The sequence below is a fragment of the Ralstonia sp. RRA genome (assembly GCF_037023145.1).
In the GTDB taxonomy this organism is placed as follows: Bacteria; Pseudomonadota; Gammaproteobacteria; order Burkholderiales; family Burkholderiaceae; genus Ralstonia.
Window position 1 is genome coordinate 1,569,974 of the sequence record NZ_CP146091.1, and the last position, 24,373, is coordinate 1,594,346.

Annotated in this window: 17 protein-coding genes and 1 tRNA gene; 9 read left to right on the forward strand and 9 right to left on the reverse strand. The window is 63.6% G+C overall.

The window, feature by feature from the left end; translation table 11 throughout:
• Positions 1 to 2 precede the first annotated feature (2 nt).
• From serB to mfd, 3 genes are all read right to left on the reverse strand, one after another.
• A complete protein-coding gene (gene serB, locus V6657_RS07855; RefSeq protein ID WP_048932498.1) occupies positions 3 to 860 on the reverse strand; it encodes a phosphoserine phosphatase SerB in 858 nt (285 codons plus the stop codon).
• Positions 861 to 962: 102 nt separating this feature from the next.
• Positions 963 to 2,147, reverse strand: a complete 1,185-nt coding sequence (gene argE, locus V6657_RS07860) for an acetylornithine deacetylase (protein ID WP_048932497.1) — start codon at positions 2,145 to 2,147, stop codon at positions 963 to 965.
• Between the two features lie 38 nt (positions 2,148 to 2,185).
• On the reverse strand, positions 2,186 to 5,617 hold the full coding sequence (gene mfd, locus V6657_RS07865) for a transcription-repair coupling factor (RefSeq protein WP_048932496.1): 3,432 nt from the start codon (positions 5,615 to 5,617) through the stop codon (positions 2,186 to 2,188).
• 175 nt (positions 5,618 to 5,792) lie between these two features.
• Between mfd and ispD the strand changes: the two genes are divergently transcribed.
• Together ispD and ispF are read left to right on the forward strand one after the other, a co-directional pair.
• On the forward strand, positions 5,793 to 6,560 hold the full coding sequence (gene ispD, locus V6657_RS07870; RefSeq protein ID WP_048932495.1) for a 2-C-methyl-D-erythritol 4-phosphate cytidylyltransferase: 768 nt from the start codon (positions 5,793 to 5,795) through the stop codon (positions 6,558 to 6,560).
• Positions 6,557 to 7,063 carry a 2-C-methyl-D-erythritol 2,4-cyclodiphosphate synthase gene (gene ispF, locus V6657_RS07875; RefSeq protein ID WP_048932494.1) on the forward strand — a complete coding sequence of 169 codons (507 nt, stop codon included), beginning with the start codon at positions 6,557 to 6,559 and terminating at the stop codon, positions 7,061 to 7,063. Before ispD ends, ispF begins: the two co-directional genes overlap by 4 nt.
• Positions 7,064 to 7,135: 72 nt before the next feature.
• On the opposite strand, the gene V6657_RS07880 is transcribed toward ispF, so the two are convergent.
• The 4 genes from V6657_RS07880 to ompR all read right to left on the reverse strand — a co-directional run bounded on the left by V6657_RS07880 (position 7,136) and on the right by ompR (position 10,678).
• On the reverse strand, positions 7,136 to 7,654 hold the full coding sequence (locus V6657_RS07880; protein ID WP_048932493.1) for a carboxymuconolactone decarboxylase family protein: 519 nt from the start codon (positions 7,652 to 7,654) through the stop codon (positions 7,136 to 7,138).
• Positions 7,655 to 7,734: 80 nt separating this feature from the next.
• Positions 7,735 to 8,283, reverse strand: coding sequence for a peroxiredoxin (locus tag V6657_RS07885; RefSeq protein WP_021194604.1), 549 nt, complete (start codon positions 8,281 to 8,283; stop codon positions 7,735 to 7,737).
• 276 nt (positions 8,284 to 8,559) lie between these two features.
• Positions 8,560 to 9,921, reverse strand: a complete 1,362-nt coding sequence (locus tag V6657_RS07890) for an ATP-binding protein (protein ID WP_048932492.1) — start codon at positions 9,919 to 9,921, stop codon at positions 8,560 to 8,562.
• Between the two features lie 34 nt (positions 9,922 to 9,955).
• A complete protein-coding gene (ompR, locus tag V6657_RS07895) occupies positions 9,956 to 10,678 on the reverse strand; it encodes a two-component system response regulator OmpR (RefSeq protein WP_004627064.1) in 723 nt (240 codons plus the stop codon).
• Positions 10,679 to 10,888: 210 nt separating this feature from the next.
• On the opposite strand from ompR, the gene V6657_RS07900 reads away from it, so the two are divergent.
• The 3 genes from V6657_RS07900 to V6657_RS07910 all read left to right on the forward strand — a co-directional run bounded on the left by V6657_RS07900 (position 10,889) and on the right by V6657_RS07910 (position 14,257).
• Entirely contained in the window at positions 10,889 to 11,329 is a 441-nt protein-coding gene (locus tag V6657_RS07900) for a hypothetical protein (protein ID WP_338755070.1), read from the forward strand.
• A gap of 80 nt (positions 11,330 to 11,409) precedes the next feature.
• Positions 11,410 to 13,029, forward strand: a complete 1,620-nt coding sequence (locus V6657_RS07905) for a DUF1800 family protein (protein WP_048932490.1) — start codon at positions 11,410 to 11,412, stop codon at positions 13,027 to 13,029.
• Positions 13,030 to 13,054: 25 nt separating this feature from the next.
• Positions 13,055 to 14,257: a DUF1501 domain-containing protein gene (locus V6657_RS07910; protein ID WP_048932489.1), complete on the forward strand. Its 1,203-nt coding sequence runs from the start codon at positions 13,055 to 13,057 to the stop codon at positions 14,255 to 14,257.
• On the opposite strand, the gene hpnD is transcribed toward V6657_RS07910, so the two are convergent.
• Complete coding sequence (gene hpnD, locus V6657_RS07915; RefSeq protein ID WP_048932488.1) at positions 14,258 to 15,091, reverse strand: presqualene diphosphate synthase HpnD; 834 nt, start codon at positions 15,089 to 15,091, stop codon at positions 14,258 to 14,260.
• A gap of 205 nt (positions 15,092 to 15,296) precedes the next feature.
• On the opposite strand from hpnD, the gene V6657_RS07920 reads away from it, so the two are divergent.
• The 4 genes from V6657_RS07920 (at position 15,297) to acnB (ending at position 22,886) form a co-directional block, all read left to right on the forward strand.
• Positions 15,297 to 16,517, forward strand: a complete 1,221-nt coding sequence (locus V6657_RS07920) for an efflux RND transporter periplasmic adaptor subunit (protein ID WP_048932857.1) — start codon at positions 15,297 to 15,299, stop codon at positions 16,515 to 16,517.
• A 38-nt stretch (positions 16,518 to 16,555) separates the two neighbouring features.
• Entirely contained in the window at positions 16,556 to 19,675 is a 3,120-nt protein-coding gene (locus V6657_RS07925) for an efflux RND transporter permease subunit (RefSeq protein ID WP_048932487.1), read from the forward strand.
• Between the two features lie 129 nt (positions 19,676 to 19,804).
• Positions 19,805 to 19,891 (forward strand) — tRNA-Leu (locus V6657_RS07930).
• A gap of 409 nt (positions 19,892 to 20,300) precedes the next feature.
• On the forward strand, positions 20,301 to 22,886 hold the full coding sequence (acnB, locus tag V6657_RS07935) for a bifunctional aconitate hydratase 2/2-methylisocitrate dehydratase (RefSeq protein ID WP_048932486.1): 2,586 nt from the start codon (positions 20,301 to 20,303) through the stop codon (positions 22,884 to 22,886).
• Between the two features lie 126 nt (positions 22,887 to 23,012).
• Here the strand turns inward: acnB and V6657_RS07940 are convergent, their stop codons facing one another.
• Entirely contained in the window at positions 23,013 to 24,332 is a 1,320-nt protein-coding gene (locus V6657_RS07940; protein WP_048932485.1) for an MFS transporter, read from the reverse strand.
• Positions 24,333 to 24,373: the final 41 nt, after the last annotated feature.

Consider the following 24,373-nt stretch of genomic DNA (forward strand, 5'->3'; position numbering starts at 1 on the left):
CCTTACTGCTGCGGAAAGAGGTTCAGCAACCCATCCAAGCCGACAACGTTGAACGCCACATCGGCCTGCGCCTGCACGATGGGCTTGGCACGGAACGCCACCGACAAGCCGGCGACACCCATCATCTTCAAATCGTTCGAACCGTCACCCATGGCGATGGCGTTATGCGGCGTCACGCCCATGTCCTTGCAGAACGCCTTGAGCGTCTGCGCCTTCACGTCGGCATTGACGATCTCGCCGAGCACGCGGCCGGTCAGTTTGCCGTCCACGATCTCCAGCGTATTGGCGCGCGTGCGGTCGAGCCCCAGGCGCTCTTGCAGGCGCGAGGTGAAGAACTCGAAGCCACCCGACACGAGCAGCGTGCGGATGCCCATGGCCTGCACGGCCTTGAGCATCTTTTCTGCGCCCAGGGAGAGCTGCAGGCGCTCGTTGTAGACGCGTTCCAGCACGCTTGCATCCAGACCCTTGAGCAGCTCGACACGGCGCGTCAGGCTCTCGTTGAAATCCTTGATTTCACCGCGCATCGACGCTTCGGTGATGGCGGCCACCTGCGGCTTGAGCCCGCAGAAGTCCGCAATCTCGTCGATGCATTCGATGGTGATGAGCGTGGAATCCATGTCCATCGCCAGCACGCGGAAGTCCCCAAAGGTCCACTCGTCGGGAATCCACGCGTAGTCCAGCCTCAGGTTGGCGCAGATGGCGTCGAGCTGGACGCGCAGCTCGCTGGGCAGCTCGTGCACCCATTCGATGGCGGCGACGTTGGGCGCACGCATTTCAAACGCGGCTGTGCCGAACAGGCTGCGGACGGACTCGATATCGCCGGTAGACAGCGGCGACAGGCTTTGCAGGACGACAGGCATGGGAGGACGGGAGAAAGGATGCGCCGGGGAAGCGCGCTATTGTAGCGAAGCCCCCGGTAGGAATGCGCCCCACCAAAAGGTGAGACGCGCGCAGCACAAAATTCAGGCTGAGGCCGTCTCCGCCGCCAGGCTGTGGGCGACCTTGGCGAGGAAGCGGTCGCAGGCGTCGAGTTGCGCCAGCTCCACGTACTCGTTGGCCTTGTGGGCCTGCTCGATGTTGCCGGGGCCGCACAGCACGGCTGGAATGCCGGCGCGCTGGAACAAGCCGGCCTCGGTGCCGTAGGCAACCTTGCGCTTGTCGTTGTCTTCGGTCAGTACGCGCACGAGCTGCGTGATGGCGGCCTGCTCGGAAGCATCCAGCGATGGTGCAGCGGCAATCTCGGCCAGTTCGATGCGGGCGTCCGGGTGCTCGCGCTGCATGGCGGGCTCGATGGTTTCGCGAACATAGCGCTCCACGCGTGCACGGATGGCGGGGGCATCCACGCCCGGCAGGTTGCGGAACTCGAACACGAACTCGCACAGCGCAGGGATCGTGTTGAGCGCGATCCCACCATTGATCAGCCCGGTGGACGACGTGGTGAACGGCACGTCAAACGCCTCATCAAACGGCCCCTGGGCGCGGAATTCATCCGCCAGATCACGCACGAAGCAGATGATGCGCGCGGCATATTCGATGGCGTTCACCCCCTGTGGCGTGAGCGACGAATGCGCGGCGCGGCCATGCACGCGGCAGCGGTAAGCATTGATGCCCTTGTGCGCAACGATGGGGCGCATGGAGGTGGGCTCGCCGACGATGCAGCCGGCAGGCTTGATGCCGCGCGCGATCAGGTCTTCAATCATGCGCGGCGCGCCCACGCAACCGACTTCTTCGTCGTACGACAACGCCAGATGCACCGGCTCACGCAGCCTGGCCTGCAACAGTGACGGCACCAGCGCCAGCGACGAAGCGATGAACCCCTTCATATCGCACGTGCCACGGCCGTAGAGCTTGCCGTCGCGCACTTCCGGGCTGAACGGATCGCTGTCCCATTTCTGGCCATCCACCGGCACCACATCCGTGTGGCCCGACAGCACGATGCCGCCTTGCAAGCCGCCGTCTGCCGCCGGAATGGTGGCGAACAGGTTGGCCTTGTTGCGCTCGTCGTTGTGTGAGAGATGCGCTTCAAGGCCGACGCCGCGCAAGTAGTCGCGCACGGTTTCGATCAGGGCGAGGTTCGAGCCGCGGCTGGTGGTGTCGAAGCTGACCAGCTTGCGGGTCCAGTCGAGCGTAGAGAGAGCGGTGCTCATGGTGTTTCCTTATCTTTTGATTCGGCGATGCTAGCGCATCAGCTCAATTGCCGCATGGCATGGCGAATCGTCTGCGCCAGCGCGGCCGTCTCGGCCGGGATGTTCTCGATACGCAGACGGTCTTGGCCGGCCAGCTTGATCTGCCGGTTCTTCTGCACGAGGTCGATGATCTTGATCGCATCCACGGGCGGGTTGGGTATGAAATGCAGCGTGACCGCTTCCGCGCCCTTGTCGATCTTGCGGATGCCGAGCGGTACGGCCGCAATGCGCAGGCGATGCGTTTCGATGAGCGACTGCGCCTGCGGTGGCAGCTTGCCAAAGCGGTCGATCAGCTCTTCCTGGATGTTGTCGATGGTCTCGCCGCTCTCGCAGTTGGCCAGGCGCTTGTAGAGCGACAGGCGCTCCTGCACATCGCCGCAATAGTCCTGCGGCAGCAGGGCAGGCGTGCCGAGGTTGATCTCGGTGGTGGCTGCCAGCGGCGCCATCAGGTCGGGCTCCTTGCCCGCCTTGAGCGATTTCACCGCCTGGTTGAGCATGTCGGTATAGAGCTGGAAGCCGATCTCGGAAATCTCGCCCGATTGCTTGTCGCCCAGCACCTCGCCGGCGCCGCGAATTTCCAGATCGTGCATTGCCAGATAGAAGCCCGAACCCAGTTCTTCCATCTGCTGAATGGCTTCGAGCCGGCGCTGTGCCTGCTTGGTCAGGCCGTCCAGGTCGTGCGCCAGCAGATACGCATACGCCTGATGGTGCGAACGCCCGACGCGGCCGCGCAACTGGTGCAACTGCGCCAGGCCGAACTTGTCGGCGCGGTGGATCAGGATCGTATTGGCGGTCGGCACGTCGATGCCGGTTTCGATAATCGTTGTGCACAGCAGGATATTGGCGCGCTGGGCCACGAAATCGCGCATCACGCGCTCCAGCTCACGCTCGTGCATCTGGCCGTGCGCAACCACCACGCGCGCTTCCGGAATCAGCTCCTCCAGCTTGGCGCGCTTGTTCTCGATGGTCTCGACTTCGTTGTGCAGGAAGTAGACCTGCCCGCCGCGTTTCAGCTCACGCAGGATGGCCTCGCGCAGCACGCCGTCTTCCTCGCGGCGCAGGAAGGTCTTGATGGCCAGGCGCTTTTGCGGCGCGGTTGCAATCACCGAGAAATCGCGCAGGCCTTCGAGCGCCATACCCAGCGTACGCGGGATCGGCGTGGCGGTGAGCGTGAGCACGTCCACCTCGGCGCGCAGCGTTTTGAGCGCCTCCTTCTGGCGCACGCCAAAGCGGTGTTCCTCGTCGATGATGACGAGCCCGAGTCGATCGAACTTGACGTCAGGAGAGAGCAGCTTGTGCGTGCCGATCACGATGTCGATGGTGCCGGCGTTGATGGCCTCGATGGCACCGTCGATTTCCTTCTTGTTCTTGAAGCGCGAGATTTCGGCAATGCGCACGGGCCAGTCGGCAAAACGGTCGACCAGCGTCTGATAGTGCTGCTCGGCCAGCAGCGTGGTCGGCGCGAGAATGGCGACCTGCTTGCCGCCCATGACTGCGACGAACGCGGCGCGCAAGGCGACTTCTGTCTTGCCGAAGCCGACGTCGCCGCAGACGAGGCGGTCCATCGGCTTGCCCGAGGTCATGTCAGCGATGACAGCGGCAATGGCGGCGGCCTGGTCGGGCGTTTCTTCAAAGCCGAAGCTCTCGGCAAACTTGACGTAGTCCTCGGGTGTGAGCGGGAAGGCAAAGCCCTGGCGCAGCGCGCGGCGTGCGTACAGGTTCAGCAGCTCTGCCGCCGTGTCGCGAATCTGCTGCGCAGCCTTGCGCTTGGCCTTTTCCCACTGGCCGGATCCGAGCGAATGCAGCGGCGCGGTTTCCGGATCGGCACCCGAGTAGCGCGAGATCACATGCAACTGATGCACTGGCACGTAGAGCTTGTTGCCCTTGTCGTAGTCGAGGTGGAGGAACTCCTCCTCGCCGTTGCCCATGTCGATGGAGATGAGCCCCTGATAGCGGCCGATGCCGTGTTCGCTGTGGACCACCGGGTCGCCGATTTTCAGTTCGGCCAGGTCGCGCACCATCGCATCGACGGCGGTGGCCTGTTCCTGCTTGCGGCGACCGGCGCGGCGCGTGGTCTGTGCGTACAGCTCGGTCTCGGTGATGATGGCGATGCGTTCGTCACCGAGGATGAAGCCTTGGTACAGCGGTGCCACGCCCAGCACGAACTTGGCGTCGCCGCTTATCAGGTCGGCATAGTCGGCCACGCCTTCCGGATGCAGACCGCTGGCGGCGAACATCTGCGCGAGCGTTTCGCGGCGGCCGGCGGATTCTGCGCAGATCATCACGCGGCAGTTGCCACGCATCAGGAACGATTCTAGGTTGACCAGCGGGTCTTCTGCGCGGCGGTTGACCGCAACGTTTGGCAGCGGCAGCGAGAGCGGGGCATCGCCAGGCTCCGCGCGCAGCACAAGACGGGCATGCGGCTTGGCCGCCACGAAGAACGCTTCCTCATCCAGATACAACGCGCCGGGCTCCAGCAACGGCCGTTCGCGGTCGTGGCGCATGAAGTTGTAGCGCTGCGTGGTATCAGCCCAGAAGCGGCGCACCGCGCCTTCGATGTCGCCCACGAAGGCCAAGTGCGTGGCGCCCGGCAGATAGTCGAACAGCGTGGCGGTCTCTTCGAAGAAGAGCGGCAGGTAGTACTCGATACCGGCGCTCGGCACGCCGTTGCCGATGTCCTTGTAGATGGGCGAGCGCGTCGGGTCGCCCTCGAACACCTCGCGCCAGCGTCCGCGGAAGGCGGTGCGCGACGCCTCGTCCATCGGGAATTCGCGGCCCGGCAACAGGCGCACTTCGTTCACGGGGTAAAGGCTGCGCTGCGTATCCGGGTCGAACGAGCGAATGGTCTCGATCTCGTCGCCAAACAGGTCGAGCCGGTACGGCAGCGGCGAGCCCATCGGGAACAGGTCGATCAACCCGCCGCGCACAGAGTATTCACCGGGGCGCATGACGGCGCTGACGTGCTCGTAGCCGGCCAGCGTGAATTGCGCCTTGAGCGCAGCCTCGTCGAGCTTTTCGCCCTTCTTGAAGAAGAACGTGTAGGCCGCCAGGAACGACGGCGGCGCGATGCGCTGCAATGCCGTCGATGCCGGCACGAGCAGGATGTCGCACGCGCCGTTCTGCAGGTCATGCAGCGTGGCCAGCCGTTCGGAGATCAAGTCCTGGTGCGGCGAGAAGTTGTCGTACGGCAGCGTTTCCCAGTCCGGCAGCAGCTTCACACGCGCTTGCGGGGCAAACCAGCGCAGTTCTTCGGCCAGGCGCTGGGCATCGACGGCATTGGCGCAGACCACCGCCAGCATCGGCACGACAGCGCGATGCTGCTCCAGGTAGCGTGCGAGCAGCAGGGCATCTGCCGCGCCTTGCAGGCCGCTGAAGACGAGGCGCGCGCCCGGTTTGACGGCGGGCAGGGCAGAAAGCGAAAAATCGGACATGGGAGACGTCGGGTTCTTGTAGGACCGGTCGGCAAGGCAAAGCACGACACCCCGCCGGCGTTTGCAGGCGGGGTGTCGTGACGTTGGCCGCTATTATAAAATCCGCGCGAATTACATGCTGGTGACGGCTCAAAAACCGTGCAAACGCCGCATCCACGCTCATCTCTTGCACTCCATGTCCGAACCTTCCCGCCCAGGCCGACGCCGTTTTGCGCTGATTCCCTCAGCCGGCACCGGCTCGCGCGCCGGCGGCGATTTGCCCAAGCAATATCAGGCGATCGCCGGGCGGCCGATGTTGTGGCACACCGCACAAGCCTTTCTGGGGAGCCCCGAGATCGATTCTGTGTTGATCGTGACGACGCCGGGCGCACAACCGCTCGTGCAGCGTTTTCCCGATGGCGGTTTCGATGCACCCAGGCTGGTCGAAGTGGATTGCGGCGGTGATTCGCGCCACGCGTCGGTCACGCATGGGTTGGCAGCGTTGCGCGGGATGGGTGCGCACGACGACGATTGGGTGCTCGTGCACGATGCGGCGCGCCCAGGTCTGACACCTGCGCTGATCGCGCGCTTGGTTGCCGCGGTGGAGAGCGAAGGCTCGCAGGCCGTTGGCGGCATCCTCGCGCTGCCAGTGGCCGATACGCTCAAGCGTGCAGATGCCGAACAGCACATCGATGCCACCGTACAGCGTGATGGCCTGTGGCAAGCGCAAACACCGCAGATGTTCCCGCTTGGCTTGCTGGAACGCGCCTTGCGTGATGCGCTCACGCAGCACCGCATCGTTACCGATGAAGCGAGCGCCATTGAGGGTGCCGGCCACAAACCGTTGCTGGTGCCCGGCGCGCTGCGCAACTTCAAGGTGACGTACCCCGACGATTTCGCGCTTGCTGAGGCCATCCTCGCGCAGTACGCACAAGACAAACCTCACGAGGCATCACAAGCATGAACTGGATGGACATCCGCATTGGCCAGGGCTACGACGTACACGCGCTGGTGGAAGGCCGCAAGTTGATCCTGGGCGGCGTGGACATTCCTCACACGCGCGGGCTGCTCGGCCATTCCGATGCCGATGCGCTGCTGCACGCCATTACTGACGCGCTGTTCGGTGCCGCTGGCCTGGGCGATATCGGCCGGCACTTCCCCGACACCGATCCTGCCTTTGCGGGCGCCGACAGTCGCGTGCTCCTGCGTGAAGCCGTACAACGCGTGCGCAAGGCCGGCTATGCCGTGGGCAATGTCGACGCCACCGTCATCGCACAGAAGCCGAAGCTCGCACCGCACGTGCCGGGCATGGTTGCCAACCTGGCGGAAGACCTCGGCATTGCGCCCGAGCGCTGTAACGTCAAGGCCAAGACCAACGAGAAGCTCGGCTTCGAGGGCAAGGAAGAGGGCATCGTCGCGCAGGCCATCGTGCTGCTCTACCGTGCGGAAGGCGCTGATCAAGACTGAAGTGCCGCTTGGCGAAAAACGGCAGCCCGGATTGCTCCGGCGCTGCCGTTTTCGTTTGTGGCGCGTGATGGTCTATTCGGACGCAATCACAATAGCTGCCGCGTTGATGACCGAAGCGACGCGCCCAACGTCGCGCAATTGCTGCGTGCTCATGCCCATCTCCCTGAGCAGCTTGTAGTGCGAGCTCACGCAGAAGTGGCACTTGCCGACGATGGACGCTGCCAAGGCATACATCTCAAACCGCCGCCTGTCGATGCCGCCGTGGCTGCTGTAGGCGTTCATGCGGAGTTCGGCGCGTTGCGTTTTCAGGTCGGCGTCGTCGGCCATCTCAACAAACGGATACCAAGTGTTGTTCATGCCCATCAGCGCAGCAGCGGTGAGAGCGCCAGTCGTCTCCTCGGCCGACAGTACGCCGGCATTACGGATGATTTCAGTCAGCACCTTGCTCTTCGCGGCAAAGGCTGCCGCGAGCGCCACGCCCACCGCATCCGTGCCTTCGAGCGAAGACCGTGCGATCGTGCCGTCTACATTCAGGCGGATGTCCTTGGCGTAATCCGGTATCAAGCCTTTTATCGTCTGCAGGAATTCCATCGGCAGCTCCTATTAGCGGTGGCTGGAAGAAGGAAAGCCCGCGCAGGGCGGGCTTCGATTCGGCATGCCTTGTGTGGCGACTACAGCGTGGCACCGCCAACCGCGCGGTTGCACGGGCACAGCTCGTCGGTCTGCAGGCCGTCGAGAATGCGCAGCACTTCATCCGGGTTGCGGCCCACGTTCAGGTTGTTGACCGACACGTGCTGGATGACGTTGTCCGGGTCGACGATAAACGTTGCACGCAATGCAACGCCGGCCTCATGTTCGCGCACGCCGAGCTGATCAATCAGGGCACCGGTCGTGTCGGCAAAGGACCACTGGTTGAGCTTGTCGAGGTCTTTGTGCTCGCGGCGCCATGCGAGCTTGACGAACTCGTTGTCGGTCGAGCCGCCCAGCACGACGGTGTCGCGGTCTTCGAAATCGCCGTTGAGTTTGGCAAAGGCGACGATCTCGGTCGGGCAGACGAAGGTGAAGTCTTTCGGATAAAAGTAGATGACCTTCCACTTGCCGGGGAACGAGGTCTCGGTGATGTCTTCGAACGCCGACTGGCCGCCTTCCTCGTGATGATTGAACCCCGGCTTGACGCCGACGACCTTGAACGGTTCGAGCTTGTCACCAATGGTCTTCATGAGCTTCTCCTGAAGTTGTGCAGTGGGGGAACAGAGCTTGCAAACGCAGACTCGCCGCCGCCCCGGCAATGGGAAGAGGGGGACGGAGAGACGAAGAACGCAGCGGCGGCGGGAGAGCGCAGCCTGGCGGCTGCAGTATGGTTGACGATCTCGTAACCGGCTAATTGATAATCTCAACGGCCGCCATAGCAGATCCGCCGGGCACGCTGATTCGACTACGCTAGTCGCTGCGCATGACAGCCGTGAGAAGCAGGGGGTATGCCTGAGCGGCGTGGATCAGAAGCGTGTGTAGCAGGCGCTGACGACCAACCCGGTTTCCGGCGGTGTGCGGTTTTCCAGCACCAGCCGGCCGCCGCTGCGCTGCAGGATGCGATTGACGATCGACATGCCGAGCCCGGCGCCCTTGGCCTCGCTGCGGGCAGATTCAAGCCGGTAGAACGGGCGCGTAAGCAGCCCAAGCTGATCGACGGGCACACCGGCGCCGCGATCGGCCACGCACAGCACCACCTCGTTGTTCTGCAGCACGGTGCTGACCGTGATGTCGGCGCGACCGGTGCCGGGCGTCTTGCCGTAACGGCGCGCGTTTTCAATCAGGTTATCGAGAATGCGCTGCGTCTCCATCCGGTTGCAGCGGGCGATGGCTTCCGGCGCGAGCTTGAGTGTGAGATCGATGTCGTCGTGCGCCGAATACACCGGTGCCGTGTCGCGCACGAGTTCGGTCAGATCCACCTCTTCCTGCATCTCACTGGAAGGGCGCGCGTAGTCGAGGAACTGGCCGATGATGGCGTCCATCTGCTCGATGTCGGCCACCATCAACTCGCGCGTCTGTTCGTCGACGGGGCTCATCTCGGTTTCCAGGCGCAGGCGCGTAAGCGGTGTGCGCAAGTCGTGCGAAATGCCCGCCAGCATGACGGCGCGGTCGGCCTCAAGTTGTTTGAGGTCGCGCACCATCTGGTTGAAGCTGTGATTCGCTTGCGCCACTTCGGTGCCGCCGGCTTCCGGCAGTGCTTTCGGGTCGTCGCCCGCGCTGATGGCGCGCGCCGTGTCGGCCAGCCGCTTGAGCGGCTGGTTCACGCGCGAGGTGATGAATGCCGCGCCCAGCACCGACAGCACCAGCGCTGCCATCGACCACCACAGCCACTGCAGCCCCGGTACGTGCTCGAAACGATCCGGGCTGATGGCGACCCAGTAGTCGTCTCCCTCGATCTGGAAGCTCACCCACACGCCCGGAATGTCGTTGACCGCCGTGGCGATCACCGTTTCGGCGCCCAACCTATTGCGGATTTCCTGCTGGACGAGCTGGGTCAGGTACGGGTTGGTGTGCGGTTCGCGGTACTCGTCTTCCTTCTCGCGCGGGTAGACCTTGATGCCTTCGTTCTGCACGAGGTCGAGCAGCAGGAAGCGCCGCCGCGCCGGGTCGGAATACAGCAGCGCCGCGCGCGTGAGCTTGACCACGCTGACGACCTGCATGGCGATCTGCTGCGCGCGCGGTTCGCGCTCGAAAATGCGGAAGCTTTGGAACCAGACGCCCAGCGAGATCGCAATGAGCAGAGCGATCAGCATGAAGGTTCGCCAGAACAGCGAACCAAACACACTGATCAACAGATGCCGCAGCGCGGCCGGACGCGGAATGCGCAAGTCGGTTGCGGGTGAGAGAGGTTACTCGGCGCCCTTACTTGGCACCATCAGGAATGAACACGTAGCCCAGGCCCCAGACCGTCTGGATGAAGCGCGGGTTGCTGGCGTCAGGCTCGATCAGCTTGCGCAGGCGCGAGATCTGCACGTCCAGGCTGCGGTCGAAGACTTCGTATTCACGGCCGCGCGCCATTTCCATGAGCTTTTCGCGCGATAGGGGTTGGCGCGGATGGCGCGCAAACACCTTGAGCACGGAGAATTCGCCCGTCGTGAGCGTGATCTCTTCGTCGTTCTTCTTGAGCGTGCGCGTGGCCAGGTTCAGCACGAAATCACCAAAGGCGAAGGTTTCGGGCGTTTCCGACGGCGCACCAGGAATCTCGGCAGGCCCGCGGCGGCGCAGCACGGCGTGAATGCGTGCAATCAGTTCGCGCGGGTTGAAGGGCTTGGGCAGATAGTCGTCGGCGCCCATTTCGAGGCCGACGATGCGATCCACGTCTTCGCCCTTGGCGGTGAGCATGATGATGGGCGTCTGATCGTTCGCGCCGCGCAGGCGACGGCAGATCGACAAGCCATCTTCGCCCGGCATCATGAGATCGAGCACGAGCAGGTCGAACCGCTCGCGCAGCCAGAGTTTGTTCATGGCCGTGGCGTTTTCCGCCACCAGCACGGTGAAGCCCTGTTCCCCGAGATAGCGGCGCAGCAGATCGCGCAGGCGGGGATCGTCGTCGACGACGAGAATCTTTTGACCAGAATTTTCCATGGCGCTAATGGTAACGACAAAAACAGAGGCTCGAGGCGCGGTAGAACCCCAATTGAAACAGACGGTTACATTATTTACCGGGCCACACGAACAGTCTGTAGGACGCACGGCTACACTGCGTTGGCGGTTCCTCAGTTGGGGTCAAATCGTGTTGACCCCCATAAAGGGGACTGGCGTGCAATGCGGTTGCCTGATATCGATTGTCGCGCAATGATGCATGGCGCATCGGTTTCCAGCAACATGGACGTGGCTTCTCTCTCTCTTTTGACGGATCGATCAGCAAGTTTCCGGCAGCGCTTGGCGCTGACGGCGTGTGCTGCCGCCCTCTGCCTGGTGTATCTGCCGGCACAGGCACGTGGGCCGCACAATGCGCCCCCCAGTGGATTTGGTGGCGGAAACGGGTTCGGTCGATTCAACGGCGGCAACTTTTTTGAGGCCGCCGCACCGCACAAGGGCGGGAACCAAGGTGGAGGACGCGGTAACGAGGCGGATGAACGCCGTCGCCGTGCCGCCGCCATGGAAAACCGCCGAGCCGAGAACGAAGGCCGGTCGTCGCCACCCCCGCAGCGCAAGCTGTCCCCCGAGGAACGCAAGCAGTTGCGTCAGAACATCTATGACGTCACGCGGGACATCTATCACCGTGGCGGCTAGGTAGGGGCCGAGGAACGGCGCGCAGTCGCTGCCCCGGCAAAAGCAGCAAAGGGGCAGTAGGGTCGACTCGGGGGACCGACATGCGAGTACGTGACACCGTGATCTGCATCGCGCTGGCAGCCGCCGGTGCGTTTTCACTCCAATACGCGCAGGCGGCGACGCAGGACAAGCCGCATCGCCACAGCACGCATGCCAAGGCACCCGTTGCCGACGAGCAGCGCCTGGACCGCGAAGACGCGCGCTATTTCCTCACCCGCATCGGCTTTTCGCCTTCCGAGAGCGAGCTTGATACCTATGCCGGGCTGACGCACCGAGAGGCCGTCGATTGCGTGCTGGCGCAGACGGGCACGGTTGCCACCACGCCGCCGCCAGCGTGGGTCACTGAACCGATCATCCCCTACAACAAACTGCCCGACGAAGACGCCCGCAAGGCCGCGCGCCAGAAGAATGCTGCGCACGAGCTGGAACTGCGCGCGTGGTGGATGGGCGAGATGATCAAGACGCCGTCGCCGCTGACCGAGCGCATGACGCTGTTCTGGCATAACCACTTCGTGTCCAGCTCGCAGAAGGTGCCGTTTGCGCAGTTGATGTACCGGCAGAACGTGCTGCTACGCCAGGAAGCGGTGGGCAACTTCGGAGCGATGCTGCACGCCATCGGCAAAGACCCGGCGATGCTGATCTATCTGGACGGTGCTGAAAGCCGCAAGGGCAAGCCGAACGAGAATTTCGCACGCGAGGTCATGGAGCTCTTCACGCTGGGTGAGGGCCATTACACCGAGCAGGACATCAAGGAAGCGGCGCGCGCCTACACGGGCTGGAGCATCGACCGTGAGCACGACTTTGCCTACCTCTGGCGCCCGCAGATTCACGACACCGGCGTGAAGACCGTCTTCGGCCAGAGTGGCGATTACGACGGTGACCAGATGCTCGACATCCTGCTGTCCCGCCCGGAGACGGCCACCTTCATCGCGACCAAGCTGTGGCGCGAGTTCGTTTCGCCTGACCCGGATGCGGCGCAGGTGCAGCACGTGGCCGATGCGTTCCGCTCAAGCGGCTACGACATCAAGGTTGCCCTGCGCGAGCTGTTCATGACGCCGGCCTTCTGGGCGCCGCAGACGCGCGCGACGCTGGTGAAGTCGCCGGCGGAGATGATTGTCGGCACGCTCAAGGAGTTCAACGTGCAGTACTCCGATCCGACGCCGTTCGCGATCAAGTCTGCACAGCTCGGGCAGAACTTGCTGGCACCGCCCAACGTGAAGGGCTGGCCGGGCGGCGATGCGTGGATCAACTCGACCACGTTGCTGGGGCGCAAGCAGTTTCTCGATCAGTTGTTCCGTTCGACCGAAATGAAAGCACCTGCGCAGCAAGCCCAGCAGCAGAAGCCCGGCGTGATGATGGCCGCCATGCGTGCAGACCTGAAAGAGGGTGGCACGGTGCAGGGCCTGGGCCAAGCGCTCAAGGGCATGGGCCAGGAGGGCCGCTTCAAGCTGGCGCAGTCGCAGACGATGGTGTCGTTCAACTCGTCCAAGTGGCTGGCGCAGTTCGGGGCGGATGGGGATGACCCGCCGCAACTTGGGCCGCGCATTTCGATCCAGCGCGCGGTGTTGCCGATTGAGCCCACCGCGCCCATCCCCGTCAAGCTGGCTGGTACCGCGTACCTGCGCACGCTGATGATGGACCCCGCCTACCAGTTGAAGTAACGCCACGATTGCAGGAGCACACATCATGGAACGTCGCGATTTTCTGAAGGCGGGCGCCATGCTCGGCCTTGGTGGCGCTGCATCCGGTCTACCGGGCGTGGTCTTTGCTCAAGGGCAGCGGGATCAAGGCGGGCGCAAGGGCTACGGCAATCTGCTGATCCTCATTGAACTCAAGGGCGGCAACGACGGCTTGAACACCGTCGTGCCGTACACCAGCGCGCAGTACTACGCGCTGCGCCCGCGCATTGCCATCAAGCGTGAGCAGGTGCTGCAACTCGATGACCGCTACGGCCTGCACCCGTCTTTGCAGGCGATGATGCCGCTGTGGCAGGCGGGCGAGTTGTCGGTGGTGCAGGGGCTGTCGTATCCGCAGCCGAATCTCTCGCACTTCCGCTCGATCGAAATTTGGGATACGGCGTCGCGCTCCGACCAGTACCTGCGCGAAGGCTGGTTGACACGCGCGTTTGCCGCGCGGCCGGTGCCGGCTTCGTTCGGTGCGGATGGCGTGATCATCGGCACTGCGGATCTTGGCCCACTCGACGGCGGCTCCCGGGCGGTGGCGCTGGCCAATCCGGACGCGTTCCTCAACGACGCGAAGCTGGCGATGCCGTCTCACGCCATGGGCAATGCAACGCTTGAGCACGTGCTGAAAGTCGAGGCGGATATCGTCAAAGCCGCCGACGGGCTGCGTCCGAAGGCGGGCAAGTTCGCATTCCAGACGCACTTTCCGGATGGCGGCTTCGGCAACTCGATCAAGGCGGCGATGCAGGTGGTTGCTGCTCCCGGGCATGGCGGGGCCGATGTGGCCGTGGTGTGCCTGTCGCTGGGCAGCTTTGATACGCATACCAACCAGCAGGGCACGCAGGCGAACCTGCTGAAGCAGTTGGGCGATGGCATTGCCTCGCTCAAAAGTGCGCTCACGGAGCTGGGCCGCTGGAACGACACGCTGATCGTGACGTATTCCGAGTTCGGTCGCCGCCCGCGCGAAAACCTGAACAACGGTACGGACCACGGCACCGCCGCCGCGCATTTCGTGGCAGGCGGTCGTGTGAAGGGGGGACTGTCCGGGCAGGGACCGATGCTGGAGCGCTTGGATGGTGGCGGCAATCTCGACCCGTCGGTCGATTTCCGCTCGCTTTACGCGACGGTGCTGGAGCGCTGGTGGGGCATGGATTCGCAGGCGGTGCTGGCCGGCCGGTTTGCACCGCTGGATCTCATCAAGACGTAATTAACGCTTGATCTGTGTCTTCCAGGCCAGCCAAAGCTTGCGCAGCGGCGTCAGGTCGGTGCGCTGCGTAAGCACCTGGAAGCCGTCGGCTTCCACCTCGTCGAGCAGGCGCATGGCCAGCACGCCGCGGATCAGCGCTGAGCGCTGGGCGCGGCGGTCTTCAGCGGGCAATGCGGCCAGGGCTTCCTTGTAGGTCGTGCGGGCACGCTCGGCCTGGAACGCCATCAGCGGCTTGAAGCCTTCTGCATAGCGGCGGTTGAACAGATCTGCGGCCGGCACGTTGAAGCGTTGCAGTTCGTCCACGGGAACATAGACGCGGTTGTGGCGAACGTCTTCCCCCAGGTTGCGAATGAAGTGGACCAACTGCTCAGCCAGCGACAGCTGCCGTGCGAATTCCAGCGTGCGCGCATGCGTATGGCCGGCGATGCGTGCAGCCAGTCGGCCCGCCACACCGGCTACCTGGTCGCCGTGGCGACGCAGGTTGGGCCAGTCCAGGTAGCGGTTCTGCATGGCGTCGGCCTCAACGCCTGCCAGCAGTTCGCCCAGGTGCACTGCGCCAATGTCATAGGCGGCCAGATGCGGTTGCAGCGCTTTGGTGGCGGGGTGATCGGGGCGGCCTTCGAATAAACGGGCCAGCTCCAGGCGCCACCATTGCAGCTTCGTTTGCACGACAGCCGGGTCGGTCGCATCGCGCACGGCATCTTCCAGCTCACGGCGTACAGCCTCCAGCGCGATGGTCGCGCGGCGGCGCTCGGGCGTCAGAAACAATACGCTGTAGTACACATCGCTGCCGGGCGGGGCGGCCTTGTCGGCGCAGTAGTCGTCGGGGGTCACGGAAGAGGCCGTCGCGGTGGACGTGATGTCGGAAGATAAGCTGGGCGGCCATTCTACATGGCGCTGCAGCGCAGCATGTGGGAGGCCGCTGCCAGGCGGTCAGCAATAAAAGTCAATCAGACCACGCCGTGTCGTTGACCCTGCGCATTGCTGTGGGTATATTACTGACCGGTCAGTTATTTACTGAGAGCGTGTCATGCCCGCCGTGCCTGCGATGTATCCGTCGTACCCGCATTCCGACTCCACCGGTTCCTCCGACACGCTTGCGCAGTCGCGAGGGCGCTCTTGGTCTCTGGCTGTATCAACGGTCTTGTTGACCGGCGCAGCGCTGTTCGCTGGCTGCAGCAAAGAACAGCCCAAGGCGCCAGAAGTCCGCCCCGTACGCACCCTGACGGTCACCAGCGAGCAGGGCGCCGGCACAGCAGAATTCTCCGGCGATGTGCGCCCGCGCATTGAATCGCGCCTGGGCTTCCGCGTGCCGGGCAAGATCGTCGCGCGGCTGGTCGACGTGGGGGCGACGGTCAAGAAGGGGCAGGTGCTGGCTCGCCTGGACCCAGCCGATCTGGCGCTGGCGCAGCAATCTGCCCAGGCCCAGTTGTCGGCCGCCAAGACCGACCGCGATCTGGCGGCAGCCGATCTCAAACGTTTCTCTGAGCTCTTTGCCAAGGGGTTCATTAGTGCGGCTGAGCAGCAACGCCATCAAGCCAACTATGACGGTGCGCAGGCTCGCTACGAGCAGGCTGCAGCGGGCTATCGCAATCAATCCAACCAGGCCGCCTATGCCACGCTCGAAGCCGATGCAGATGGCGTAGTGACGGGTGTCGACGCCGAGGTCGGGCAGGTGGTGTCTGCTGGCCAGCCGGTCGTGCGTGTGGCACAGACGGCCGAGAAAGAGGTTGTGGTTGGCATTCCCGAAGACCAGGTGGACACGCTGCGCAAATCGCCCGACGTGAGCGTCAAGCTGTGGGCAGACCAGTCGCGCAGCATTCCGGGCAAGGTGCGTGAGATTGCGCCAGCGGCTGACCCACTCACGCGTACGTACACCGTGAAGATTTCGGTGCCCAACCCGCCGCCCGACCTGAAACTGGGCATGACGGCGGTGGCCAGGTTCGTGCGCCCTACAGTTGGCACATCGGGTGGTGCGGACAGCGGTGGCATCGGGGTGCGCGTGCCGATCAGCGCGCTGCTGCAGGAGCAGGGCAAGAACGTGGTGTGGCTGTATGACGCCGCATCGCAAACGGTCAAGCCCGTGCCGGTGACGGTGGGTGAGCCACGCGACAACGTGCTGCTCGTCACCAGCGGCCTGACACCCGGCCAGACCATCGTGACCGCCGGCGTGCACCTGCTCAAGGCCGGTCAGAAGGTGATGCCGATGGCCCCGGCGGATCAGCCGTCGGCCCAGTCCGCCATCACGCCGCGCCGCTAAGCCGCGCTTCCAGCCCAAACACGCCAACCTTCGCGCGCATGGAACATTCCCGTTTCAACTTGTCACGCTGGGCGCTTGAGCATCAACCGCTCACGCGCTTTTTGCTGGTGGCGCTGCTGCTCGGCGGCATCTTTGCGTATTCCAAGCTGGGGCAGGATGAAGACCCGCCCTTCACCTTCCGCGCGATGGTGGTGCAGGCCTTCTGGCCCGGCGCCACGGCCGAGCAGATGTCGCGCCAGGTGACCGACAAGATCGAGAAGGCACTGCAGGAGGTGCCGTACGCCTGGAAGATCCGCAGCTACTCCAAGCCAGGTGAGACGCTGGTCACGTTCCAGTTGCGCGACACGTCGCCTGCCAAGGAAACGCAGCAGCTCTGGTACACGGTGCGCAAGAAGGTGGGGGATATCGCCCCCACGTTGCCGCAGGGTGTGCGCGGGCCGTACTTCAATGACGACTTCGGCGATGTGTACGGCTCGATCTACGCGCTGTCCGCCGATGGCTTTACGTACCGCCAACTCAACGATTACGCCGATTCGATTCGTCAGCAACTGCTGCGCGTGCCCAATGTCGCCAAGGTGGAAACGCTGGGCGATCAGGACGAGAAGATTTACATCGAGTTCCAGCAGGCCAAGTTGGCGCAGATGGGGTTGGACATCAACAGCATCGCCACACAGATTGGCCAGCAGAACAACATCGGCCCCAGCGGAGTGCTGGTGACGCCCAGCGACAACGTGCAGATTCGCTTGTCGGGCCAGTTTTCGGACATCCGCGATCTGGAGAACCTCACGCTGCGCGGCCCTGGTGGCACGACCAACATCCGCTTGGGCGACATCGCCACCGTCAAGCACGGCTACATCGATCCGCCGCACGCCAAGATGCGCTACAACGGCAAGGAAGTCATCGGCCTGGGCATTTCGATGACCAAGGGCGGCGACATCATCCAGCTCGGCAAGGACCTGCGCGCCACGGTCGACAAGATTCGCGCGAAGCTGCCGATGGGCATTGAGATGGAGCAGGTGCAGAACCAGCCGAAATCGGTGCAGAACTCGGTGGGCGAATTTGTGCACGTGCTGATCGAGGCCGTGGTGATCGTGCTGGCCGTGAGCTTCCTCTCGCTGGGCCTGCATACCAAGCCGAAGCTGCGCATCGACGTGTGGCCGGGTCTGGTCGTGGGCTTGACGATCCCGCTGGTGCTGGCGGTGACATTCCTGTTCATGAACATCTTCGACATCGGCCTGCACAAGATCTCGCTCGGTGCGCTGATCATTGCGCTCGGCCTGCTGGTGGATGACGCGATCATCGCGGTCGAGATGATGGTGCGCAAGCTGGAAGAGGGCTTCTCCAAGATGGAAGCCGCCACCTTTGCGTACAGTTCCACCGCCATGCCGATGCTGACCGGCACGCTCATCACCGCCACGGGCTTCTTGCCGGTGGGGCTGGCGCGTTCGACGGTGGGTGAGTACACCTTCGGCATCTTCGCGGTGACGGCGCTGGCGCTGGTGCTGTCGTGGTTTGCGGCGGTGGTGTTTGTGCCGTACCTCGGCTTCCTGCTGTTGCGCACCAAGTCGCACGTGGGCGACGGCGGCCACCACGAGCTGTTCGATACGCCGTTCTACAACCGCTTCCGTGGCTGGGTGAACTGGTGCGTGGAGTATCGCAAAACAGTGATTGTCGTGACGTTGGTGACGTTCGGGCTGGGCGTGTTCGGCTTCAAGTTCATCGAGAAGCAGTTCTTCCCCGATTCCAGCCGCCCGGAGTTGATGGTGGAGCTGTGGTTGCCAGAAGGCTCCAGCTTCAGCCAGACCGAAACCGAGGCCAAGCGTTTTGAAACGCTGATGCGCAAGGAGCAGAACGTCGACAGCGTGACCCTGTTCATCGGCTCCGGCGCACCGCGCTTCTACCTGCCGCTGGACCAGATCCTGCCGCAGACCAACGTGGCCCAGGCCATCGTGATGCCGACCTCGCTGGAAACGCGTGAGGGCGTGCGGCAGCACATCATCGGCTTGCTGAAATCGCAGTTCCCGCACTTACGTGGTCGCGTGAAGCTGCTGCCGAACGGGCCGCCGGTGCCGTATCCGGTGCAGTTCCGCGTGATGGGTCCGGACATTGGCGGCGTGCGCAAGATTGCCGACCAGGTCAAGGCGATCATGGTCGCCAACCCGAACACCATGGGCGTGAACGACAACTGGAACGAGAACGTCAAGGTGCTGCGCCTGGATATCGACCAGGACAAGGCGCGCGCACTTGGCGTGTCGACGGGTTCGATCTCGCAGGTCACGCAAACGGTGATGTCTGGCGCGCCGATCGCCCAATACCGTGATGGCGACAAGCTGCTCGACATCGTCATGCGTCCGCAGGAAGACGAGCGGAACACGCTCGATGCCTTGCAGCGTGTGCAGGTGCCGACCAGCAGCGGCCGTACCGTGCCGCTCACGCAAGTGGCGCGCGTGGGCTTTGCATGGGAGCCAGGCGTGATCTGGCGCGAGAACCGCGACTACGGCATCACCGTGCAGTCCGACGTGGTCGATGGCGTGCAGGGCCCGACGGTGACGGCGCAGATCAACCCGCTGCTCGACAAGATTCGCGCCGATCTGCCGCCTGATTACCAGATCAAAATTGCCGGCGCGGAAGAGGAAAGCGCCAATGCAGGTGCATCGATCGCCGCGCAGATGCCGCTATGTATCTTCATCATCTTCTTGTTGCTGATGCTCCAGCTGCACAGCTTCTCGCGCTCGGTGATGGTGTTCCTGACTGGCCCGCTGGGCTTGATTGGTGCGGCGGCGACGTTGTTGCTGCTGCGGGCGCCGATGGGCTTCGTGGCCCAGCTCGGTATTACCGCGCTGATCGGTATGATCATCCGCAACTCGGTCATTCTGGTGGATCAGATCGAGCAGGATGTGGCGGCCGGCGTGCCGACCTGGACAGCCATCGTCGAAGCTGCCGTGCGGCGTTTCCGCCCGATCATCCTGACGGCTGCAGCGGCGGTGCTGGCGATGATCCCGCTCTCGCGCAGCGTGTTCTGGGGGCCGATGGCCGCGGCCATCATGGGTGGCCTGATCATCGCCACGGTGCTGACGCTACTGTTCCTGCCGGCGCTGTATGCGGCGTGGTTCCGCGTCAAGCGGCCTGAAGCCGACGCTCCCGCGCCGACTACCTGACGTTCACACCCATCCGAATAACCGCCCCGGCCAATCGCGTCGGGGCGGGGATGGAAACCTGCGAATGACTGCGATATACTTGCGGGCTTCCTTTCCGGCACCCCTTCAGCGGGCGCCGCGATCCATCCAGCGAGGGTGGCGAAATTGGTAGACGCACCAGGTTTAGGTCCTGACGCCAGCAATGGTGTAGGGGTTCGAGTCCCCTCCCTCGCACCAGCATTCCCTTATCAATCGGGCCAGTAGGTTCTCTGGTCGGCAAGAATCCAGTTGGTTTTTGTCGGTTTTGCACCCGATTTTCCTGAATTTCCGCCGGTACTGCGTGCGAATTGCGAGAGATCCCCGAGGGCGTTCTCGCCGCTCTTCACGTCACGTGCGCCGAACCCGCTGCGATATCCAGATAAGTCGCTTGCCAAATGCGAACGTCTTGCTGCCTAGGGCAGGGCACTGGCCTAGCAGCCGAATCGGACCTGAACGCCGTCATTTTGCCTTCTGACTCTTATATAAGATATAAGACATTTGACCTCGCGGGATGTTGCGATTAGAATCGCGCCGAAGCGGCGCCCGGGGTAGCACTCGGAGTGCCGGAAAAACCGTCCTCTGAAACGCAATCCCAGCAGGTCTCCCCATGCTTGAAAACTATCGCGCTCACGTGGCCGCTCGCGCCGCGCTCGGTATTCCCCCGTTGCCGCTGACGGCTCAACAGACCGCTGAACTGGTCGAACTGCTGACCAACCCGCCCGCTGGCGAAGAGCAGACCCTGGTCGACCTGATCACCCATCGTGTGCCGGCAGGCGTCGATGAAGCCGCCCGCGTGAAGGCTGGCTTCCTGGCCGCCGTGGCCAAGGGCGAGACCGCCTGCGCGCTGATCTCGCGTGCGCACGCTACCGAACTGCTCGGCACGATGCTGGGCGGCTACAACATCCAGCCGCTGATCGAGCTGCTGTCCGATGAAGCCGTCGCCGCTGTCGCCGCCGACGCACTGAAGAAAACCCTACTGATGTTCGACCAGTTCCATGACGTGAAGGAACTGGCCGACAAAGGCAATGCAAACGCCAAGGCCGTGCTGCAAAGCTGGGCCGATGCCGAGTGGTTCACGAGCCGTCCGGAAGTGCCGGAAAGCCTGACCATCACCGTGTTCAAGGTGACGGGCGAAACCAACACCGACGACCTGTCGCCGGCCCCGGACGCCACCACCCGCCCGGACATCCCGATGCACGCGCTGGCGATGCTGAAGAACGCGCGCCCGGGCATCACGCCGGAAGAAGACGGCAAGCGCGGCCCGGTCAAGTTCATCGAATCGCTGAAGGAAAAGGGCCACCTGGTCGCCTACGTGGGCGACGTGGTCGGCACCGGCTCCTCGCGCAAGTCGGCCACCAACTCGGTGCTGTGGTTCACAGGTGAAGACATCCCGTTCGTGCCGAACAAGCGCTTTGGCGGCGTGTGCCTGGGCGGCAAGATCGCCCCGATCTTCTACAACACGATGGAAGATGCCGGCGCGCTGCCGATCGAACTCGACGTGTCGCAAATGGAAATGGGCGACGTGGTTGAACTGCGCCCGTACGAAGGCAAGGCGCTGAAGGACGGCAAGGTCATCGCCGAATTCCAGGTCAAGTCCGATGTGCTGTTCGACGAAGTGCGCGCCGGTGGCCGCATTCCGCTGATCATCGGTCGTGGCCTGACCGCCAAGGCACGTGAAGCACTGGGCCTGGCTCCGTCGACGCTGTTCCGCCTGCCGCACCAGCCGGCCAACAGCGGCAAGGGCTTCTCGCTGGCACAGAAGATGGTCGGCCGCGCATGCGGTCTGCCGGAAGGCCAGGGCGTCCGCCCGGGCTCGTACTGCGAACCGAAGATGACCTCGGTTGGCTCGCAAGACACCACGGGCCCGATGACCCGCGACGAACTGAAGGATCTGGCGTGCCTGGGCTTCTCGGCCGACCTGGTGATGCAGTCGTTCTGCCACACCGCCGCGTATCCGAAGCCGGTGGACGTGAAGACGCACCAGACGCTGCCGAACTTCATCAGCACGCGCGGCGGCATCGCGCTGCGCCCGGGCGACGGCGTGATCCACTCGTGGCTGAACCGCATGCTGCTGCCCGACACCGTCGGCACCGGCGGCGATTCGCACACGCGCTTCCCGATCGGCATCAGCTTCCCGGCAGGTTCGGGCCTGGTCGCCTTCGCGGCCGCCACCGGCACGATGCCGCTGGACATGCCGGAATCGGTGCTGGTCCGCTTCAAGGGCAAGATGCAGCCGGGCGTCACGCTGCGTGACCTCGTCAACGCGATCCCGCTGTACGCGATCAAGCAAGACATGCTGACGGTCGCCAAGCAAGGCAAGAAGAACATCTTCTCGGGCCGCATCCTCGAAATCGAAGGCCTGCCCGATCTGAAGGTCGAGCAAGCGTTCGAACTGTCGGATGCATCGGCTGAGCGTTCGGCAGCCGGTTGCACGGTCCACCTGAACAAGGAACCGATCATCGAATACCTGAACAGCAACATCACGCTGCTCAAGTGGATGATCGCGCAGGGTTACCAGGACGCCCGCAGCCTGCAACGCCGCATCAAGGCGATGGAAGCTTGGCTGGCTGATCCGGAACTGCTGCAACCTGATGCGGACGCCGAGTACGCCGCTGTTATCGAGATCGACCTGGCTGACATCCACGAGCCGATCGTGGCCTGCCCGAACGACCCGGACGACGTGAAGACGCTGTCGGACGTCGCCGGCGCCAAGATCGACGAAGTGTTCATCGGCTCGTGCATGACCAACATCGGTCACTTCCGTGCCGCGTCGAAGCTGCTCGAAGGCAAGCGCGACATTCCGGTCAAGCTGTGGGTCGCGCCGCCGACCAAGATGGACCAGAAGCAGCTGACCGAAGAAGGCCACTACGGCGTGTTCGGCACGGCCGGTGCGCGTACGGAAATGCCGGGCTGCTCGCTGTGCATGGGTAACCAGGCTCAGGTGCGTGAAGGCGCGACGGTCATGTCGACGTCGACCCGTAACTTCCCGAACCGTCTGGGCAAGAACACGAACGTGTACCTGGGCTCGGCGGAACTGGCGGCGATCTGCTCGCGTCTGGGCAAAATCCCGACCAAGGAAGAGTACATGGCCGACATGGGCGTGCTCACCGCCAACGGCGACAAGATCTACCAGTACATGAACTTCGACCAGATCGAAGACTTCAAGGAAGTGGCCGACACCGTGCAGATGTAATCGGGTTGTCGGGCTACGGCGGGTTGTTTCCGTCGTAGTGGCATGAAAAACGCCGCAGGCTGTATGTCTGCGGCGTTTTTTTATGGCGCCTCACCTAGCCTAGCGGGGTTCCCCCGGCGGAAAGACTCACGCATCAGGCGTCCCCAGCGCCTGGTTAATCCGCAGTGCAATCAGCGTACCGGCCACGCCCGACAGCAAATACAGGCTGACCGCCGCAAGCCCAAACAGCGACGACAGCCCGAGCGCCACCAGTGGCGCGAATGCCGCGCCAAACAGCCAGCCGAAGTCCGTGGTCAGGGCGGCACCGGTATAGCGGAACCGGCGCTCGAAGTTTGATGTCACCACACCGGCCGCCTGGCCGTACGACAGCCCCAGCAGACCAAAACCCACCAGGATGAAGGTGTCCTGTCCAGCGACACCGCCGTCGAGCAGCCAGGGCGTGGCCAGGCTGAAGATGCCGATCAGCACGGCCATGGCCGCCAGCGTAGTGCGCCGGCCGATGCGGTCCGCAATCAAACCGGAAATCAGCGTGCCGATGAGTGCGATCACAGCGCCGACAATCTGCACCGCCAGCACGGCAGACACACTCTGCGTTTTGCGCAGGACCACCCAAGACAGCGGGAACACCGTCACCAGGTGGAATAGGGCGTAGCTGGCCAGCGCGGCGAAGGCCCCCAGGAAGATATTGAAACCCTGCGCGTTCACCATCTGCAGGGTGCTGATCGGCTCCAGTTCGCCTTCTTCGAGTAGCTGCGTGTATTCGTGCGTTACCACCAGCCGCAGCCGCGCAAACAGCGCCACCACGTTGATGGCAAAGGCCACGTAGAACGGATAGCGCCAGCCCCAGTCAATGAATTCCTGGAAGGTCAGGCTGGAGTAGAGGAACAGGAACAGCGCCCCCGCGATGATGAAGCCAGTGGGCGCACCCAGTTGCCCCAGCATGGCGTACCAGCCGCGCTTGTTCTCAGGCGCGTTCAAGGCCAGCAGTGACGGCAGGCCATCCCACGAACCGCCAAACGCAATGCCCTGCATGAAGCGGAACAGCGCCAGCAGATAAATCGCCGAATGACCAATCGACGCATACGGTGGTAGGAATGCTATGCCCACCGTGGCCGTGCCCAGCAGAAACAGCGACGCGGTCAGCTTGATACCGCGCCCCCATCGGCGCTGGATGCGCATGAACAGCGCCGTGCCGAACGGGCGCCCGATAAAGGCAAACGAAAAGATCGTGAAGCTGAACAGCAACCCAGCCAGTTCGCCAGTGAACGGAAAGTAGACCGTCGGGAAGACGAGCACCGAGGCGATGCCGTAGACGAAGAAGTCGAAGTACTCCGACGCGCGCCCGATCACCACGCCGGTGGCGATCTCGGCGGGGGCCACTTCATGATGTCCTGGTGCAGGAGGTGCAGTCGGTGACGCGCGATGTTGGTGGGTCAGACTGGCCATCGTGGAGTCTCCATCGGGAGCGGGAGGAATGTCGTGCAGCA